Consider the following 16,996-nt stretch of genomic DNA (forward strand, 5'->3'; position numbering starts at 1 on the left):
GCGACAAGGGGGTTGCGCTCGCATGTCCGACCGTCCTTCCCCACCGCGCCTCATCGACGTCGCCGAGGCCGCCGGTGTCTCCCTCGCCACCGCCTCCAGGGCGCTGAACGACAGCACGGGCGTCAGCGCCACCCTCGCCGCCCACGTCAAGGCGGTCGCCGCCCAGGTCGGCTACGTGCCCAACAGTCACGCCCGTGCTCTGGCGGGCGGCCAGGCGGCCATCGTCGGCCTGATCGTCCACGACGTCGGCGACCCCTACTTCGGCGAGATCGCCAGGGGCGTGCTGCGCGAGACGGAGAAGCGCGGCTACATGGCGCTGATCAGCCAGACCCAGCGCGACCCGCACGCCGAGCTGTCGCGCATCCGCAGCCTGCGCGCCCACCGCGTCAACGCCATCGTGCTGGCGGGCTCGGGCTACATCGGCACGGCGGCCGAGGCCGACATCGCCGCGGAGGTGCGCTCCTTCACCGCCGCGGGAGGGCGGGTGGCGGTCATCGGCCGCCACCGCCTGCCCGTCGACGCCGTGCTGCCCGACAACGTCAACGGCGGTGTGACGATCATGAAGCACCTGCTCGGCCTGGGGCACCGGCGCATCGGCGTCGTCGCGGGCCCCGCCAACCTCACCACGGTCGAGGACCGCCTGTCGGGACTGAGGGCCGCCGCCTCCTCCGTCCTGGACTGGTCGGCCGTTCCCGTCATCCACGGCGACTTCACCCGCGAGGGCGGGGCCTCCTCGGCCGCCCGCCTGCTGCGGCGCGACCCGGGGCTCACCGCCGTGGTGGCGCTGAACGACCCCATGGCCGTCGGGGCGCTGTCCTGGCTGCTGAGCTCGGGCCGCAGGGTCCCCTCGGACGTCTCGGTCGCGGGCTTCGACGACATCCCCGTCGCCGCCGACGTCCATCCGGGGCTGACCACCGTGCGACTGCCGATGGTGGCGATGGGCGCCCAGGCCCTCGAGCTGGTGCTCAGGCCGCCCGCCTCACGGCCTCGGCGCCGCCGTACCGGCCACGAGCTCGTCCCTCGCGCCTCGACCGCCCCTCCCCGCAGGCCGGCTGCCGGCCCCCGTACGCCCTGACGATCTCGACCGCCGGACGGACAGCCCGATCTTCCCCGGCAGGGCCGTCTGGGCGCCGGAGATCCGGGGCCGGGACCACGCTCGGGATCCGCCGAGCGCGAGGGCTCGTCCAGGGAGGGCGCGCTCTCCCTGGACGAGGCGGGGCTACTCGATGCCGACGGCCGAGTAGGCCGACTCGATCGCCGCCAGCACCGGGTCGAGCTGCTTCGGGCTGCCCGCGAGGTAGACCTTGGCCACGTCCCTCAACGCGACGGGCACGTCGGTGAAGAGCGCGAGCCTGCTCAGGCGCACCATCGCCAGGTAGAGCAGGACGACCCAGTCCCTGGCGTCCAGGACCGGTGTCCCCTGCGCGGTGGTGGCGGTGAACAGCAGGTGTGCCGCCTTGTTGGGGATGCCGCTGTTGATGTGGACGCCGCCGTTGTCAGCGGTGGTGTGCACGAAGTCGCGCATGTGCGCGGGCTGGCCGAAGGCCACCGGGTCGCTGAGCGAGCGCAGCCCCGCGCCGGTGGGCCGCCAGCCCCTGCCCAGCTCCCAGTTCCAGCCCGCGACGTTCTCCGGCGTCTCGGCCTCGTACCAGTTGCTGATCGTGATGCCGAGGATGTCGGCGAAGGACTCGTTCAGCGCCCCAGACTGGTTCCTGTAGACCAGGCCGCTGGAGGTGTCGATGACGCCGTGCGTGAGCTCGTGCCCGATGACGTCGAGGAAGCGGGCGGTGCTGACCAGCACGCCCGCGGGGTTGCGCATCTGGCCGTACCACATGCGGTTGTCGAACCAGGCGGCGTTCTTCCACTCGGGCCCCGGCCCGTGCGGGCTGAAGATGCAGTTGATGACGGAGGTCAGCGCCATGCCCTGGTCGTCGACGCTGTCGCGGCTGAGCACGCCGCGGTAGAAGTCGAAGACCTTGGTGGCGTTGGCGTGGGCCGAGACGGCGGCCTTGAACTTCTCGCCGAGGTCGGGGTCGTTGACCTGTACCGGGTCGGTCAGCTGAGGGTTCTCCGCCAGGTCGCCGAGGGCCAGGTCGAAGGTGACGATGTTCCTGAGCCTGTCGCGCAGCGCGAAGCCCGAGCCCAGCTTGTCGCCCCAGATCCGGTCGACGTGCACGCCGTTCTCGTCGACGCCGCGCAGCTTCGTGGGCACGTCCACGGTCGGCGTGACCCCGAAGTAGAACAGGATCGCTCCGTCCTGCGCGTCCACCAGGTAGTCGACGCGGGGGTACAGCTCGCGGGGCGAGGGGTCCTCCATGCCGTGGCCCGTGTGGCCTGGCCCCGGCCTGGCCTCGGGCAGGACGGCAGCCAGCCCGTGCAGGTGCCAGGCCAGGTGCCACGTCCCGGCGTCGTCGAGGTAGTAGGTGAGAGCGGGCGGCATCGAACCGGCGCCCTCGATCGCGGTGCCGGTGGCCGCGGCGACGGCGGCCACGGCGGCGGGCGCGTCGAGCGTGGGAACGTCGGGCGCGCCGCTGACCTCGGCCAGCCGGGCGTCCATGGCCACCAGCTCGCGCGACTGGTCGAGCTCGACGAGCACGTCGCTGCCGAAGATCGGGATCTGCGCGTGCGTCTGGTCGAAGCGGACCAGCGTGGTGCCGGAGGCGGGGGTCTGGCGGGAGGATCGGAGCGTGAGGTCGGGCACCCTGGCGGGTGACTCGGTGGCCAGCGCGGCCCTGAAGCCCGCGGTCTCGGGCTCCTCCGCGAGCTTGTGGTCGAGGTAGAACCTCGCGGCGGCCTCGTTGGAGGTGAAGCGCGGCGCGACGGACTCCAGTCCAGGTGCGATGCCGGTGAACGCACCAGGCGGCCGGGGCCTGCCTCCCGCGTCAGGGTCGTCGGCGATGTGGTAGCGCATGCGGTCGAAGTGTCGACTCATGGCGCGCCCCCTCCTGTTGGTCGGCTTGTGGCGTCATCGTGAACCCACACCCCGGCTTTGTCATGAGTAGGGCATGACTATTCGAGTTGATTGCCCTCCGGTCGTTGGGCACCATGCGCAGGTGACTCTCTTCCGGCACCGCGCCTTCATGCTCCTTTTCGGCGCCGACACGATCAGCCAGGTGGGCACGCAGGTGAGCATGGTGGCCCTGCCCCTGGTCGCGGTGGTGGCCCTGCGCGCGACGCCGTTCGAGATGGGCCTGCTGGTGGCCGCGGAGACGGCGGCCTTCCTGCTCATCGGGTTGCCGGCGGGCGTGTGGGTGGACCGGATGGCCCGCCGCCGGATCCTGATCACCGCCGACCTGGCGCGGGCCGTCCTGCTGCTGTCCGTGCCGGTGGCCTGGTGGCTCGGCGTGCTGTCGATGCCGCAGCTCTACGCGGTCGGCCTGGGCGCCGGCGTGGCCACCGTCTTCTTCGACGTGGCCTACCAGAGCTACCTGCCTTCGCTGGTCGAGCGGCACCAGATCCTCGAAGGCAACGCCAAGCTGGAGATCGTCCGCTCGGGCGCCCAGGTGGCGGGTCCCGGCGTCGCCGGATGGCTGGTCCAGCTCGTCACCGCGCCCGTGGCGATCCTGGTCGACGCGATCAGCTTCGCGCTGTCGGGGGCGCTGCTGGCCGGCATCAGGTCCGATCGCGACGTGCCGAGCGTTCAGGAGCGGCGCGGGCTGGTCAAGGAGATCGGCGAGGGCCTGCGCTTCGTGCTGGGCCACCCGATCCTGCGCATGATCGCCGCCTGTACGGCCAGCGCCAACTTCGCCAACTCCATGAACAACGCGCTCGCCGTGCTCTTCCTCGTCAACGTCGTCGGGGTGACGCCAGGCGTGATGGGCCTGCTGTTCGCGGCGGCGGGCGTGGGAGGGCTGGTCGGCGCGGCGCTGGTCGGGCCGTTCTCCCGGTGGGTGGGCTCGGCCAGGGCGATCTGGCTGTCGAACCTGCTGACCACGCCGTTCGTGCTGCTGGTGCCGTTGACCGAGCGCGACTGGAGGCTGGGTCTCTACGCGTTCGCCTGGTTCGTGGTGAGCGTCGGCATCGTGGTCTACAACGTCGGGCAGCTCAGCTTTCGTCAGGCGCTCACCCCCGACCACCTGCTGGGCAGGATGAACGCGACAATGCGCTTCGTGGTGTGGGGCGTGCTGCCGCTGGGCGCGCTGGCCGGCGGCCTGCTCGGCCAGCACCTCGGGATCGTGCCGGCGATGTGGATCGCCTGCGCGCTGGTGCCGCTGTCGGTGATCCCGCTGCTGCTGTCGCCGCTGCGCACCATGCGCGACCTGCCCGAGCCTGTCAGCCCTTGACCCTGTGGTCCTTGAGGTGGAGGTCGCCGCCGAGCCTGCGCTGCACCCGCTCCAGCACCGGCCTGCTCGACAGGGCCGTCCACAGCGGTCCGACGAGGTGCGGGTTGTACTCGGGCGCGGTGTCCATCCAGGCGTCCTTGCCCTGCTGGGTGGTGAACGTCGTGAGGAAGAACTCCCCGTCGGCCGTCTCGCAGTGGCCCTGCCTGAGCTCGCTGGCGTCGATCTGGATGTGCGGGGTGCAGCCGGCCTTGGCGGCCAGCTGCTCGACCGTCGTCGGCTGGACGGCCGCGCCGTAGGAGCCGCCGCCGTCGCCTGGCGAACAGGCCGCGACCACGAGCGCGAATGCCGCTATGCGGAGATATGTCATCACGCCCGGAGGTACGCGCGCCCACCCGGCGAAGTTCAATCAGCACGATGCGATCAGCGGGTTCGATCAGCGGGTTCGATCAGCGGCGTGCAGGGTTCACCGCAGGACGACGCAGCCCCTGGCCTCGAGGGCGCGCAGCTCGGCCGGGTCGCCGTCGAGCTTGTTCCAGCGCAGGTCCAGCTTCTCCAGCGCGGTCATCCCCAGCAGTCCTGCCGGGAGCTCCCTGAGCCGGTTGTTACGCAGGTCGAGGTGAACCAGCCTGGTCAGCCCTCCGATCGTCTCCGGCAGCCGCGACAGGTGGTTGTCGCGCAGGTCGAGCACGCGCAGTGAGGGGGGAAGCGTGGGCAGCGAGGTCAGATGGTTGCCCTGCAGGTGCAGCTCGCGCAGCTCGGCCAGGCGCCCGATGGAGGGCGGCAGGCCGGTGAGCGCGTTGTTGTACAGGCGCAGCTCCTTCAGCGCGGCCATGTCGCCGATGGACGGGGGCAGCGCGGTGAGCCTGTTGTCGGTCAGGTTGAGATAGGTGAGCCTGCGCAGGCCGCCGATGGAGGCCGGCACGCGGGTGAATCCGTTGTCGCTGAGGTAGAGGTAGTCGGTGAGGTCGAGCTCCCCGATCTCCGAGGGGATCTCCTTGATCGCGTTGTGCCCGAGGTCGAGCATCCGCAGCCCGTTCAGCCCGCCGATGGCGCCGGGCACGTGGGTGAGACGGTTCTCCGCCAGGTTGAGCGAATGGAGGCCGGTCAGCCGCCACACCTGGTCGGGGACCTCCTCCAGGCCGTTGCCTCCGGCAGCCAGGTGCCGCAGCGGGCCCAGGCGCGCGGGCAGGCGCTCCAGCGCGTTGCCGTACACGAACAGGCTCTCCAGGGACGGCGGGAGCGGGGGCAGCGAGGTGAGCCTGTTGCCGTCGGCGTGCAGCTCCCGCAGCGAAGGGGGCAGCGTCGGTAGTGAGGTGAGCAGGTTGCCGTCGAGCCGCAGCTCTTCCAGCGCGGACAGCTCACCCACCCGCGCGGGCAGCTCGGTGAGCCGGTTCCACGCCAGGTCGATCAGGCGGACGTCGTCGGGCACGGCGGGCATGGCGGTCAGGCCCGCTCCCTGGGCGCGTAGCTCGGTCATCCACCGGATCTTAGGTGGAACAGCTCCGAGGGTGAGATCGGCATCCTGTCGATCGGCAGCCCCTCGGCGTCCTCGACGGCGCCGGCGATCACCGCGGCCACCGGGATCACCCCCGCCTCCCCCGCCCCCTTGATGCCGAGCGGGTTCAGCGGGGAGGGCGTCTCCAGGTGGTCGGTCTCGATGCGCGGGATCTCCGTGGCGTAGGGCATGAGGAAGTCCATGAACGAGGCGTTCAGCAGCTGCCCGTGGGAGTCGTAGGCCATCCGCTCGTACAGCGCGCCGCCCACGCCCTGCGCCACGCCGCCGTGGATCTGCCCCTCGACGATCATGGGGTTGATCAGCCTGCCGCAGTCGTGCACGACCGCGTAACGCAGGATGCGGATCTCTGCGGTGTCGGGATCGGTCTCGACGATCGCCGCGTGCATGCCCGCCGCGAAGGTGGAGCGCAGGGGCGAGTAGTAGTCGCGCCCCTCGAGGCCGGGCTCCTCCCCCTCCGCGACGGGCGGCCTGTCGAAGGAGGCGCCGCCGGCGAACTGCCCCGCGCGCGCGGTCTCGGCGTCGAAGGAGTAGCGCAGCGGGTTCGACAGCACCGCGACCGTGGACAGCGGAATCGAGGCGCCCGGCGCGCCGGCGACGTGCACGAGACCGTCGCTGATCTCCAGGTCGGCCGGGTCGGCCTCGAGCGCCTCCGCGGCGATCCTCAGCGCCTTCTCCCGCACCTTCCTGCAGGCCAGGGCGATGGCGTTGCCGCTGACGACGGCCGCCCTCGAGGCGAACGTGCCCACGGCGTAGCCGAACCTGCGGGTGTCGCCCGTCACGACGGAGATCCGCTCGATCGGCACGCCCAGCTCGGTGGCCGCGATCTGCGCGAACACCGTCTCGTGACCCTGGCCCTGCGAGGTGAGGCCCGTGGACACGTGCACCCGCCCGTCTGAGGTGACCTGCACGTGTCCGCCCTCGTACGGCCCCACCCCTGTGCCCTCGACGTAGCAGCCGATGCCGATGCCGAGACCCTTTCTCGGCACGAAGGAGTCCCAGCCGATCAGCTCCTTCAGCTTGGCCAGCATCGCCGGGTAGTCGCCGCTGTCGTAGATGAGAGGACGGCCGTCCTGGAAGATCATGCCCTGGTCGTAGGGGAACTCCGACGGCTGGATGAAGTTGGCCGCTCTCACCTCGGTGCGGTCCTTGCCAAGATGGGCCGCGATCTTGTCCATCGTCCTTTCCATGCAGAAGACGCCCTGCGGGCGCCCCGCCCCCCTGTACGGCGTGACCTGCACGGTGTTGGTGTAGATCGAGGAGAACTCGACCCGGTAGGAGCCGATCTTGTAAGGGCCGAGCAGCTGCGTCGAGGTGATGATCGGCACGATGATCCCGTACGGCGTGTACGCGCCGTGGTCGTGCAGGATCGTCACCTCGAGGCCGAGCACGTGACCGTCGTCGTCGAAGCCGACCCGCACGAACTGCACCTGGCCCCGCTCGTGGGCCGAGGAGATGAAGTGCTCGCGCCTGTCCTCCGTCCACTTCAGCTCGCGGTCGAGCAGCATGGCCGCCCACGGCACCAGGATCTCCTCCGGCCACGGGTGCACGATCTTGACCCCGAACCCGCCGCCGACGTCGGGCGCGATCACCTCGACGTGCGGCAGGGGCAGGCCGAGCTTGGCGGCGATCGCCATCCTGACGCTGGTGGAGGTCTGGGTGGAGGAGTGGACGCGCAGGTCGGTGCCGTCCCAGCGGGCGTGCACACCGCGCCCCTCCAGCGGCGAGCTCGCGCTGCGCTCGATGTCGAGCCTGAAGGCGAGCGTGTGCGGCGCGCTCTCGATGACCTCGCGGGCGCTCTGCCCCGACCTGGAGGGGACCTCCTGCACCAGGCGCGCGCCCACGTTGCCCGGCACGTCCTCGTGCACCAGCGCCGCGCTGTGGACCGCCTCCTCGATGCCGACGACCGGCTTGAGCAGCTCGTAGTCGACGCGGATCAGCGCGCAGGCGTCCTCGGCGAGGTAGCGGTCCTCGGCGACCACCATGACGACGGGCTCGCCGACGTGCCTGACGACCTCCCTGGCAAGCGGGTAGGCGGTGCGGCCGTGGGTGAGCGCGGGGTGCGGGATGAGCAGCGGCAGCGGCTCGGCCACGAGCCCCGGCAGGTCCTCCCAGGTGTAGACGGCGACCAGGCCCTCCACGTCGAGGGCGGCCGAGACGTCGATGTCGAGGATGCGGGCGTGCGCGTGCGGGGAGCGGACGAAGGCGACGGCCAGCGCGTCGGGGCCCAGGTCGTCGAGGAAGCGGCCCTGCCCGGTGAGCAGGCGAGGGTCCTCCTTGCGCTGGACGCGCTCGCCGAACAGCCGCGTCGTCATCGCCCCTCCTCCTCGGCCATCAGCTCGGCGGCCCTGTGGACCGACTTGACGATGTTCTGGTAGCCGGTGCACCTGCACAGGTTGCCGGAGATCCCCTCGAGGACCTCCTCGTCGGTCGGCGTCGGGTTCTGTCTCAGCAGCGCCGTCGCCGTGCACAGGAAGCCCGGCGTGCAGAAGCCGCACTGCAGCCCGTGGCACTCGGCGAAGGCCCGCTGCACGGGCGACATGCCCTCAGGCCCGGCCAGGCCCTCCACCGTGGTGATCTGCCGGCCGTCCACGGTCACCGCGAACGTCAGGCAGGAGCGCACCGGCTCGCCGTCGAGCAGCACGGTGCAGCACCCGCAGACGCCGTGCTCGCAGCCCACGTGCGTGCCGGTCAGGCCGAGGTCGTGGCGCAGGCAGTCCGACAGCAGCCGCCTGGCCGGCACGCCGACCCTGCGCACGATGCCGTTGACCACCAGCGTGATGTCATAGCGCATGTCTCGCCGCCTCCGTCAGTGCCCGCACGGCCAGCACCCCGACCAGGTGCCTGCGGTACTCGGCCGTCGCGTGGATGTCGGCCTCAGGTTCCGTCCGATCCTGTACGGCCCGCGCCACCGCCGCCCAGTCGACGGTCGAGGCGGGGCGCCGCTCGCACCACCCGCTCACGTCGGCCGTCAGAGGGACGGGCCCGACCCCGACGCACACCACCCTCGCCTCGCTCACCCGCAGGTCGTCGTCCACCGTGACCACGGCGGCCACTCCTGCCAGCGCGTAGTCGCCGTGTCTCCTCGCCACCTCGACGAACGAGCTGCCCGTTCGCTCGGGCAGCCGGGGGAAATGGGCGGAGACGGCGAGCTCCCCCGGTTCGAGCGCCGACTCCAGCGGCCCGGTGAAGAACTCGCCCGCGGGCACGTCGCGGACGCCGCCCGCGCGGGCCAGCCGTACCGACCCTCCTAGCAGCGCCAGCACGGCCGGGAGTTCGGCGGCGGGGTCGGCGTGCACCAGGCTGCCGACGACGGTGCCGCGGTTGCGGATCACCGGGTGCGCCACGAGCCTGAGCGCCTGGCGCAGCAGCGGCTGGACCGCGGCGATCCCCTCCGAGCGCTCCACCTGGGAGTGCCTGGCCAGCGCGCCGATCCGCACGCCGTCGGGGGTGACCTCGAAAGGTTCGAGCGAGGCGATCCTGTTGATGTCGACCAGCCGCTCGGGGGCGGCCAGGCGCATGTTGAGCAGCGGGATCAGGCTCTGACCTCCGGCCAGCACCTTGCCGTGCTCCCCCGCCTCGGCGAGCACGTCGAGGGCCTCGCCGAGGTCGCGGGGGGCGTAGTAGTCGAACGGAGCGGGTTTCAACCGGTGCGCTCCCTCACATGCGTTCGTCCCGCGATCGCGCGCAGCAGGTGGTAGCCGGCCACCACCACGACGGTGCCGAGCGCGATGCCGTCCAGGATGAAGTCACTGCTGATCACGTGCTTGACCGGTCCGATCGCCAGGATGATGCCCGCGCCGATCGGGACCATGTTGACGGGGTCGGAGAAGTCCACCCTGTTCTCGATCCAGATCTTCGCGCCGAGTAGACCGATCATCCCGTAGAGGATGACCGTGACGCCGCCCAACACACCGCCGGGCGTGGCGGCCACCAGCGCGCCGAACTTCGGGCACAGGCCGAACAGGATGGCGATGATCCCCGCGATGTAGTACGCGGCCGTCGAGTAGACGCGGGTGGCGGCCATGACGCCGATGTTCTCGGCGTAGGTGGTGGTGGGCGAGCCGCCGACCGCACTGGTGATCATGGTGCCGACGCCGTCGGCGGCGACCGCGCGGCCCATGTACGGGTCGACGTCGGTGCGCGTCATCTCGCCGACCGCCTTGACGTGGCCGATGTTCTCGGCGATCAGCGCGATCACCGCGGGCAGCACCAGCAGCACGGCCGAGGTCCTGAAGTCGGGCAGGTGCATGGGTGGCAGCCCGATCCACGGCGCGTCGGCCACCGCGCCGAGGTTGACCCTCGGGTGGGTGTCGATCTTGCTGGTGGCGGCGTTGAAGGCGGTGATGTTCCCGAAGATCCTGTCCGCCACCCAGGAGAGCGCGAACCCCGCCACCAGCCCGATGAGGATGCCGATCCGGCCGGTGAAGCCCTTGAACGCCACCACCACCACGAAGGTGATCACCATCGTGACCAGCGCCATCCACTGGTCCTGCGGCCAGTAGACGTCGGCGACCACGAAGGCGAGGCCGAAGCCGATCAGCATGACCACCGCGCCGGTCACCACCGGCGGGAAGATCTTGTGGATGATCTGCACGCCCAGCACGTGGATCGCCAGGCCCGCCAGCGCGAGCACGAGTCCCGCGACCAGGATCGCCCCTGTGACGATCGCGTCCACGCCCGCCGTGTCACCCCCGAACATCGCCCTGACCGCCAGCACCCCGCCGACGAAGGAGGCGCTGGTGCCGAGGTAGCTGGGTACCTTCCCCTTGACGATCAGCAGGAAGAGGATGGTCGCGATGCCGGACATCATGATCGCGGTGTTCGGGTCGAGACCCATGACCAGCGGGAACACGAACGTCGCGCCGAACATCGCGATCACGTGCTGCGCGCCGAACCCCACCATGCGGGGCCAGGTCAGCCGCTCGTCGGGCCTGACGACCTCTCCGGGGGCCAGATGCTTGCCGTCTCCGTGTTTCGTCCAACCCAAAACCATGAGACCGCCTCCGCTCTGTCGCTTCGGTGGCTTCCCCGCAGGCCATTGCGGGCACAGTATGTTGGCTCGCGCGGCCGTTCACCGGCATGATCTGCCAGATTTCGCCACCTGGTACGGCGCTTCTTTCTCCCATCCTGACCACCGCCCCTCGCGGGGGAGACACCCGCCCCCGTCCCATCACGCGCGGGCGCGTCATTCGCCGCCGGACGACGGCCTTCCTTCGCCGCTCCGAACGGGCAGCTCGTCGAGCACGGTGTCGGCCAGCCTCCTGGCGCGCGGCTCGTACAGGCGCGCCAGCGTGTGGAAGACGTGCTCGGCCCGGATGGCGGGCCAGTCGTCCGGCAGGTGCTCGGCCGGCAGGTGCGGATCCTGCCTGACGAGCTGCAGCCAGTCGTTGTGCAGCAGCAGCTGCCGGGCGAGGTCGTCGGGCGCGGCGGGCAGCGGGTCGCCGGTGTCCCAGCGGTCGAGGAAGGCGCGGTAGCGTCCGGCGACCTGCTCGGTGTCGAAGGCCTTCCTGACGAGGTCGGCCGCCTCCGTCGGCTTGAACGCCCTGGCCGTCAGCACGGTGACGTGGTCGCCGAGCTCGAGTGGCGCGAGGACGCCCGCGACGTCCTTGGTGCCCGGCGCGATCCACAGGCCGCTCTGCAGCAGGCCGAACCCGGCCCAGACGAGCTGCGAGCGAAGGTCGTGCCGCGTGCTGCGCCTGCTGTCGGGCAGCGAGAATCCCACCACGGTCCAGGTGCCGTCCCAGCCGTTGTTCACCGCGCCGGTCTCCCAGATCCGCCTGCGCCCGTCCTCGAGCACCTCGGCGGCGTGCTCGGTGAGCCCGAAGTACACCTTCCGGCCCTGGCGGTGCCGCTCCAGCAGGCCCCGCTTGACCATGCGGGTGAGCGTCGAGCGCACCGCCTCCTCCGACAGGCCGAGCCTGGCGAAGACGTCGATGACGCTGCCCGAGTACAGGGCGGTGTCGCGGCCCAGCACGTAGATGCCGAGGAGGGTGAACATCAGCGACTGCGGGCGTACGGGTCCTTCCATGGCACGAGCGTAGACGGATCAGCTGATGTTGTGCAAACCATTGACGGGCGTCGAAAAATCGCCTTACTTTCGAGAGGTGAATCTCTCCGGGAAAGTAGCCGTCGTCACGGGCGCGGGTCGTGGTCTCGGCCGCGCCTACGCCGAAGCGCTCGCCGCCGCCGGCGCGGCCGTGGTCGTCAACGACGTGGACGCCGAGACCGCCGCCGAGGTCGCCCGAGCCATCACCGGCGACGGCGGCAGGGCGGCCGTCGCCGCCGGTCCCGTCGGCGGCTCCGAGATGGCCGAGCGGCTGGTCACCACCGCGGTCAAGGAGTTCGGCCGGCTCGACGTGATGGTCGCCAACGCGGGCATCCTGCGCGACAGGGTCCTGTGGAAGATGTCCGACGAGGACTTCGACGCGGTGATCGACGTCCACCTGCGCGGCACGTTCACCTGCGCCCGCGCGGCGGCCGTGTGCATGCGCGAGCAGGGCGACGGCGGCCGCCTGATCCTGGTCTCCTCGCCGGCCGGCCAGCGGGGCAACGTCGGCCAGACCAACTACGCCGCCGCGAAGGCGGGCATCGTCGCGATGGCGCGCACCTGGGCCATGGAGCTGGCCAGGGCGAACGTCACCGTGAACGCCGTCGTGCCGGTGGCGGCCACCGAGATGACCAGGGCCATCCCCGCCTTCGCCGAGCTGGTGGAGCCCTACCCCGACTCCCTGCGCAAGGACGAGGGCTTCGGCACCGTGCACGACGTCGCGCCGCTCGTCGTCTTCCTGGCCTCCGACGCCTCCGCGGGGGTGACGGGACAGGCCATCGGCATCGGCGGCGACCGGCTCGCGCTGTGGTCGCACCCAAGGGAGAAGGCCGTGGCCCTCGCCGACGGCGGGTGGAGCGCCGACGCCATTGCCGCCTCCTGGGCCGAGGGCGTCGGCGCCGACCCCGAGACCTACGGCGGTCCCCGATGAACGTCGCCGAGCTCGTCGCGATCGACGTCCACACGCACGCCGAGGTGTCCAGGGACGGCCACGGCTCGCTCAGCCCCGAGCTGTTCGGCGCGTCGAAGGAGTACTTCAAGGGGCACGCGCGGCCGACCATTCCCGAGATGGCCGCCTACTACCGCGAGCGCGGGATGGCCGCGGTCGTGTTCACCGTGGACGCCGAGCACGCCACCGGCCACCCCCGCATCGCCAACGAGGAGGTGGCCGAGAGCTGCGCCGAGCACGCCGACACGCTCATCCCCTTCGCCAGCGTGGACCCGTGGAAGGGCAGGGCGGGCGTCCGCGAGGCGCGCAGGCTCGTTGAGGAGTACGGCGTGCGCGGCTTCAAGTTCCACCCCGCGCTCCAGGACTTCTCGCCCAACGACCCGATGGCCTACCCCCTGTACGAGGTCATCGAGGAGCTGGGCGCGATCGCGCTGTTCCACACCGGACAGACCGGCATCGGCGCGGGAGTGCCCGGAGGCGGCGGGATCCGGCTCAAGCACGCCGACCCGATGCTGGTCGACGACGTCGCCGTCGACTTCCCCGAGCTGCGGATCATCCTGGCCCATCCGTCGTTCCCCTGGCAGGACGAGGCGCTCGCGGTGGCCACCCACAAGCCGTACGTCTACATCGACCTGTCCGGATGGTCGCCGAAGTACTTCCCTCCCCAGCTCGTGCGGTACGCGAACACGCTGCTGAAGGAGAAGGTGCTCTTCGGCTCCGACTACCCGGTGATCACCCCTGACCGCTGGCTCGCCGACTTCGACGAGCTCGAGATCAAACCGGAGGTACGACCCATGATCCTCAAGGACAACGCCGCACATCTGCTCGGACTCAAGCCATGACCGTGACGGTGAGCGGGTTCGAGGAGATCAGGGCGCTGGAGGGAAGGGACCTCGGCCGCAGCGGCTGGCTCGAGGTCGCCCAGGACAGGGTGAACACCTTCGCCGACGCCACCGGCGACCACCAGTGGATCCACGTCGACGAGGACAGGGCGAAGGGCGGGCCGTTCGGGGGCACGATCGCCCATGGCTACCTGACGCTGTCCCTGATCATCCCGCTGTTCAACGAACTGCTCGACGTCCAGGGGGTGGCGATGGGCGTCAACTACGGGCTGGAGAAGGTCCGCTTCCCCAGTCCTGTGCGGGTGGGCTCCAAGATCCGCCTCGCGGGCACGGTCGCGTCCGTCAGCGAGGTGGCCGACGACTGCGTGCAGATGCTGCTCGACTTCGCCGTCGAGATCGACGGCTCCGCCAAGCCCGCCTGCGTGGCCAGGGCGATCTATCGCTACTACACGTGAGGACACCCCTCCCATGCCGAACCCGCCCGCCTTGACCTCCAGCCCCGTCCAGCTGCGCCGCGCGGTCGCGTCGAGCTTCCTCGGCAGCGTCATCGAGTACTACGACTTCCTGCTGTACGCCACGGCCTCCGCGGTCGTGTTCAGCAAGGTGTTCTTCTCCAACCTCAGCCCGCTCACCGCGACGCTGGCCAGCTTCGGGACCTTCGCCACCGGCTACCTCGCCAGGCCGCTCGGAGGCGTCGTCTTCGGCCACTTCGGCGACCGGCTCGGACGCAGGCAGATGCTGGTCCTGACCATGATCCTCATGGGCGCGGCCAGCTTCCTCATCGGACTGCTCCCGACGTACGCCCAGATCGGCGCCCTGGCGCCGGTCGCGCTCGTCGTACTGCGGATCCTGCAGGGCATCGCGGTCGGCGGCGAGTGGGGCGGGGCGGTGCTCATGTCCGCCGAGCACGCCACCAGGCGCAGAGGCCTGTGGGCCAGCTTCACCAACGCGGGAGCGCCGTTCGGCATGGTGCTCTCGACCGCGGCGCTGGGCGGCACCGCGGCCCTCGTGGGCGACGAGGCGTTCCTGGCATGGGGCTGGCGCGTCCCCTTCCTCATCAGCGTCGTGCTGCTCGCCGTCGGCCTGTTCGTCCGCCTGCGGGTGGAGGAGACCCCGGTGTTCGAGGCCGCCAGGGACCAGGCCGTGCGCACCCCGCTGGGCGACGTCTTGCGCAACCAACCCAGGACGCTCCTGCTCGCGGTGGGCGTCGGCCTGTCCGCCTTCGTCGCCCAGGGGACGCTGACCACCTTCCTCATCGCGTACGGCGTGCAGGCCGGTTACGCGCGCCAGGACATCCTGAACGGCCTGACCCTGTCCTCCGCTCTGGCCGTCCTCGGCATCGTCGGCTGGTCCGCACTGTCGGACCGGGTCGGGCGGCGCCCCGTCGTGCTCACCGGTGCGGTGATCATGGCCGCGTTCGCCTTCGCGCTCTTCCCCCTGACGAACACGGGCAGTGTGGGCCTGCTCGTCCTCGCACTCGTGCTCGGCCAGTCGGTGATCCACCCGATGATGTACGGCCCGCTCGCCGCGCTGTACGCCGAACTCTTCAGCACCCGCAGCCGATACACCGGCGCCTCGCTCGGCTACCAGGTCGCCGGCCTCGGCGCCGGCCTCGCTCCCCTGCTCTTCGCCCAGATCCAGGCCGCCACGGGTGGCGGGGGGACGGTCGTGATCTCCTCGGTCATCGCCGGATTCTGCCTGCTGACGGTGCTGTGCACCCTGGCGCTCAAGGAGACCAGCCGCGAGGATCTGACCTCGGGCCCGGCTCCCTCTTCCTGACCGGAGGTCGCTCAACCATGAGGAACGCAGGAGTGGGCGGGTGGCCGGCCCGGCGGGCCCGGATGACGCCGGGCCGTACCGCCTTCGTGTTCGGGGACCGGCGCCTCACCTACGCCGAGGTCCACGAACGGAGCGCCAGGCTGGCCTCGCGGCTGCGCGAGGCAGGGGTGAGAGCAGGGGACCGGGTCGCCTACCTCGGCCCCAACCACCCCGCCTTCGCCGAGACGATGTTCGCCACGCACCTGCTGGGCGCCATCTTCGTCCCGCTGAACTTCAGGCTCGCGCCCCCCGAGATCGCCTACATGCTGGACCACTCGGGCGCGAGCGTCCTGGTCCACGCGCCGGAGTGCGCGCCGCCCGCCGCCTCGGCCCCGCTCACGCTCTCGCTCTCGCTCGAGGAGCTCGAGCCCTGGCTGTCGCAGGGCGAGGCCACGCCGCTCGACGTGCCGGTGACGCTCGACGACGTCGCCCTCATCCTCTACACCTCGGGCACGACGGGCCGCCCCAAGGGGGCGATGCTCACCCACGCCAACCTCGTGTGGAACACCTTCAACGTCATGGTCGGCGTCGATGTGACAGGCGACGAGGTGACGCTGATCAGCGCGCCGCTCTTCCACGTTGCGGCGCTGAACCAGACGCTGCTGCCGACCTTCGTCAAGGGTGGCCGCTCGGTGATCATGCCCTCGTGGGACGTGGAGGACTGCTACGACCTCATCGAGAAGCACGGCATCACCTGGATGTTCGGCGTCACCACGATGTTCGCCGCCCTCGCCCGCTCACCGCGGTGGGCCGGCGCCGACCTGTCCTCGCTGCGCCACCTCATGGGCGGAGGAGCGGCGATCCCCGCCCCGCTGATCCACACCTACCAGGAGCGGGGGCTGGTGTTCTGCCAGGGGTACGGGCTCACCGAGACGGCGCCGGGGGCCACCTTCCTCGAGGCGAGTCAGAGCGCCAGGAAGGTCGGCTCGGCGGGCGTCCCCGTCTTCTTCGCCAACGTGCGGGTGGCCGGTCCCGACCTCGCCGACGCCGTGGTCGGCGAGGTGCTCGTCCAGGGGCCCAACGTCACGCCCGGCTACTGGCGCGACCCTGAGGCGACGGCGGCGGCCTTCTCCGAGGACGGCTGGTTCCATACGGGCGACATCGCCAGGATCGACGAGGAGGGGCACCTCCACATCGTCGACAGGGTCAAGGACATGTACATCTCCGGCGGGGAGAACGTCTACCCGGCCGAGGTCGAGGCGGTGATGTTCGAGCATCCTGCGGTGGCCGAGGTCGCCGTGGTCGGGGTGCGGGACGCGACCTGGGGCGAGGTCGGCCGCGCGTTCGTCGTCCGCCGCCAGGGCGCGGACGTCACAGAGGACGAGCTGCGCGGCTTTCTCCTGCGACGGCTGGCCAAGTACAAGATCCCACGCTATTTCGAGATGGTGGACGACCTGCCGAGAACAGGCTCCGGCAAGATCCACAAACCCGCCCTCCGCGACCACCCGGCACCCTGACGGCCTCCCCGAGCCGAACGAACGCTCGCCATCACCCCACCCCACACCCCCCGCTCCCGACAGAACGCCCCGCCGCCGCCCGTTC

At 70.9% G+C, this 16,996-nt stretch carries 15 protein-coding genes; 7 read left to right on the forward strand and 8 right to left on the reverse strand.

Annotated elements, in window-relative coordinates; translation table 11 throughout:
* Positions 1-22: 22 nt before the first annotated feature.
* On the forward strand, positions 23-1,075 hold the full coding sequence (locus tag FHR33_RS12080) for a LacI family DNA-binding transcriptional regulator (protein WP_183646145.1): 1,053 nt from the start codon (positions 23-25) through the stop codon (positions 1,073-1,075).
* Between the two features lie 144 nt (positions 1,076-1,219).
* Here FHR33_RS12080 and FHR33_RS12085 read toward each other — a convergent pair whose 3' ends face one another.
* Positions 1,220-2,932 (reverse strand): M4 family metallopeptidase, encoded by a 1,713-nt coding sequence (locus FHR33_RS12085; RefSeq protein WP_183646146.1) that lies wholly within the window; start codon positions 2,930-2,932, stop codon positions 1,220-1,222.
* 121 nt (positions 2,933-3,053) lie between these two features.
* On the opposite strand from FHR33_RS12085, the gene FHR33_RS12090 reads away from it, so the two are divergent.
* Complete coding sequence (locus tag FHR33_RS12090) at positions 3,054-4,283, forward strand: MFS transporter (protein ID WP_312895488.1); 1,230 nt, start codon at positions 3,054-3,056, stop codon at positions 4,281-4,283.
* Here FHR33_RS12090 and FHR33_RS12095 read toward each other — a convergent pair.
* From FHR33_RS12095 to FHR33_RS12125, 7 genes are all read right to left on the reverse strand, one after another.
* Positions 4,273-4,650, reverse strand: coding sequence for a hypothetical protein (locus FHR33_RS12095; RefSeq protein ID WP_221241071.1), 378 nt, complete (start codon positions 4,648-4,650; stop codon positions 4,273-4,275). The genes FHR33_RS12090 and FHR33_RS12095 overlap by 11 nt on opposite strands.
* A 96-nt stretch (positions 4,651-4,746) precedes the next feature.
* On the reverse strand, positions 4,747-5,760 hold the full coding sequence (locus tag FHR33_RS12100; RefSeq protein ID WP_183646149.1) for a leucine-rich repeat domain-containing protein: 1,014 nt from the start codon (positions 5,758-5,760) through the stop codon (positions 4,747-4,749).
* Positions 5,757-8,111: an aerobic carbon-monoxide dehydrogenase large subunit gene (gene cutA / locus FHR33_RS12105; RefSeq protein ID WP_183646150.1), complete on the reverse strand. Its 2,355-nt coding sequence runs from the start codon at positions 8,109-8,111 to the stop codon at positions 5,757-5,759. Before cutA ends, FHR33_RS12100 begins: the two co-directional genes overlap by 4 nt.
* Positions 8,108-8,590 carry a (2Fe-2S)-binding protein gene (locus FHR33_RS12110; protein WP_183646152.1) on the reverse strand — a complete coding sequence of 161 codons (483 nt, stop codon included), beginning with the start codon at positions 8,588-8,590 and terminating at the stop codon, positions 8,108-8,110. The genes cutA and FHR33_RS12110 overlap by 4 nt, the downstream gene beginning before the upstream one ends.
* On the reverse strand, positions 8,580-9,443 hold the full coding sequence (locus tag FHR33_RS12115; protein ID WP_183646153.1) for an FAD binding domain-containing protein: 864 nt from the start codon (positions 9,441-9,443) through the stop codon (positions 8,580-8,582). Before FHR33_RS12115 ends, FHR33_RS12110 begins: the two co-directional genes overlap by 11 nt.
* Positions 9,440-10,792: a uracil-xanthine permease family protein gene (locus tag FHR33_RS12120; protein WP_183646154.1), complete on the reverse strand. Its 1,353-nt coding sequence runs from the start codon at positions 10,790-10,792 to the stop codon at positions 9,440-9,442. Before FHR33_RS12120 ends, FHR33_RS12115 begins: the two co-directional genes overlap by 4 nt.
* A 192-nt stretch (positions 10,793-10,984) precedes the next feature.
* Complete coding sequence (locus FHR33_RS12125; RefSeq protein ID WP_246451782.1) at positions 10,985-11,827, reverse strand: PaaX family transcriptional regulator; 843 nt, start codon at positions 11,825-11,827, stop codon at positions 10,985-10,987.
* A 76-nt stretch (positions 11,828-11,903) separates the two neighbouring features.
* Here FHR33_RS12125 and FHR33_RS12130 point away from each other — a divergent pair, with 76 nt between their 5' ends.
* From FHR33_RS12130 to FHR33_RS12150, 5 genes are read left to right on the forward strand one after another with little or no spacing between them, the layout of a single operon-like run.
* Positions 11,904-12,776: an SDR family oxidoreductase gene (locus FHR33_RS12130; RefSeq protein ID WP_183646155.1), complete on the forward strand. Its 873-nt coding sequence runs from the start codon at positions 11,904-11,906 to the stop codon at positions 12,774-12,776.
* The gene (locus FHR33_RS12135; RefSeq protein WP_183646156.1) at positions 12,773-13,636 is read left to right on the forward strand and encodes an amidohydrolase family protein; all 864 of its coding nucleotides are present in this window, start codon (positions 12,773-12,775) and stop codon (positions 13,634-13,636) included. Before FHR33_RS12130 ends, FHR33_RS12135 begins: the two co-directional genes overlap by 4 nt.
* On the forward strand, positions 13,633-14,091 hold the full coding sequence (locus tag FHR33_RS12140) for a MaoC family dehydratase (RefSeq protein WP_183646157.1): 459 nt from the start codon (positions 13,633-13,635) through the stop codon (positions 14,089-14,091). Before FHR33_RS12135 ends, FHR33_RS12140 begins: the two co-directional genes overlap by 4 nt.
* 13 nt (positions 14,092-14,104) lie before the next feature.
* On the forward strand, positions 14,105-15,415 hold the full coding sequence (locus tag FHR33_RS12145) for an MFS transporter (protein ID WP_183646159.1): 1,311 nt from the start codon (positions 14,105-14,107) through the stop codon (positions 15,413-15,415).
* A 17-nt stretch (positions 15,416-15,432) separates the two neighbouring features.
* Complete coding sequence (locus FHR33_RS12150) at positions 15,433-16,911, forward strand: acyl-CoA synthetase (RefSeq protein WP_183646161.1); 1,479 nt, start codon at positions 15,433-15,435, stop codon at positions 16,909-16,911.
* Positions 16,912-16,996: the final 85 nt, after the last annotated feature.

The sequence above is a fragment of the Nonomuraea dietziae genome (assembly GCF_014195505.1).
Taxonomy (GTDB): domain Bacteria; phylum Actinomycetota; class Actinomycetes; order Streptosporangiales; family Streptosporangiaceae; genus Nonomuraea; species Nonomuraea roseola.